Source organism: Streptomyces sp. NPDC056231 (assembly GCF_048270745.1).
Taxonomy (GTDB): Bacteria; Actinomycetota; Actinomycetes; order Streptomycetales; family Streptomycetaceae; genus Streptomyces.
Window position 1 is genome coordinate 1 of sequence record NZ_JBLVKW010000197.1, and the last position, 1,692, is coordinate 1,692.

The 1,692-nt window shown below is 62.4% G+C and carries 1 protein-coding gene and 1 pseudogene; both read left to right on the forward strand.

Going from position 1 to position 1,692, the window contains the following annotated elements:
- Positions 1–317: 317 nt before the first annotated feature.
- Positions 318–1,156 (forward strand): annotated as a pseudogene (locus ACNPQM_RS44065) (IS5 family transposase).
- A gap of 381 nt (positions 1,157–1,537) precedes the next feature.
- On the forward strand, positions 1,538–1,692 hold a 155-nt coding region (locus tag ACNPQM_RS44070), incomplete at its 3' end, for a ferredoxin (RefSeq protein WP_418088406.1).

Here is a 1,692-nt window from a genome sequence, read left to right on the forward strand (position 1 = left end):
GGCAGCTGCATCGGTCATCGGAACGACACGAGCATGCTTGTTGACCACGCCGCCGCACAGCGAAACTCCAAGATCCCCGACAGAGTCAAGCTCAGAGGGCGTTTATGTAGGGTTGTTCCGAAGGTTGGCTTTTATTACCGTCCCAGTTCATGCCGGTTATGGCCTTAAGTGCGATTCGCGTCACCCTGGCGCGCGAACTCCGCGGTCCGTTTCACGCGCTTCTGCTACTGGAAGTCCGTCTGGTTTGAAGATCCCCCAGAACCGCCCAACAACCAGCGGAACGACTCCTTCCGCACTCTCCGTGGCAACGCTACGGCGTGAGCCAGCGGAAGCCGTACCCCAGCGACCTGTCCGACGCCCGATGGGCCTTGATCGAGCCGACCCTGACGGCCTGGCGAAAGGCCCGGCTCGACCGTCGTCCTACGGGAAAGCCGGCCACGGTCGAACTCCGTGACGTGTTCAACGCGATTCTCTATCTGAACCGCACCGGAATTCCCTGGAAATACCTCCCGCACGACTTTCCGAGACACGGCACCGTCTACTTCTACTACGCCATCTGGCGAGACGAGGGAATTTTCGCCCAGCTCAATTACGATCTCGCCGCCCTGGCCCGGGTGAAGGAAGGCCGCAAACCTGAGCCGACGGCCTCCGTCATCGACACCCAGAGCGTGAAGACCTCCAGCAACGTGCCCGTGGCCAGCCAAGGAACCGATGCCGCGAAGAAGATCGTGGGCCGGAAGCGAGGCATCCTCACCGACACGATCGGCCTGATTCTCGCCGTGACCGTCGCAGCCGCCAGCCTCTCCGAAAACCCCTGGGGATACGCCTCCTCGACCAGGCCAAAAGCACCTACCCCACCATCACGAAAAGCTGGGTCGACACCGGCTTCAAGAAATCCGTCGTCGAGCACGGCGCGAAGCTCGGGATCGACGTTGAAGTCGTCGACAAGGACCCCGGAACCCGCGGATTTCACGTCCTGAAAAGGCGCTGGGTGGTGGAACGGAGTATCGGATGGATCATGATGCACCGCCGCCTTGCCCGCGATTACGAGACCCTCACCGCCAGCTCCGAAGCCATGATCCACGTCGCCTCGATGGACAACCTTGCCAAGCGCATAACGGACGAGACCACACCAACCTGGCGAGGAACCTACTAGAACTTAAAGGGCAATTCGGCTAGATCAAACGCCCTCTCAGGTGTGTCTGCCGACCGACCCGCAGGACGAGCCCTGAGGGTGCCGCTGGTAGCACCCTGCCCGCTTTAGGCCACGTACCTGCGATTACTCGATCCGTGCGATGGGCACGGAGCCGGTCCCGGCCATGTGGCCAGGCAACTGGCCACTCAGACCAACAAGGATTCGGCTTTGCCCGCGGGCCGCTGATGCGGGTGGCCCTGTTGCGCGCGGCCGACGACAAACACTGCGTCGCACCCCCTCACATCGTCGACGGCCTCGCAGACTGCCGCTTCCACTCCTTATGGGAACCACGAACGGGTAGCAGGCGGGCACCCGACGCGACACGGGCGTAACGAGCGCCTGGTGGGACACCGGCGTAAAAAGAGAAGGGGACGCCGGTACGGACTCAGGGAGTGGCCAGCCATGCGGATCGTTGTGGACCTCACGCGCTGCCAGGGCTATGCGCAGTGCGTATTCCTCGCGCCGAAGGTGTTCGAGCTACACGGTGAAGAGGGATT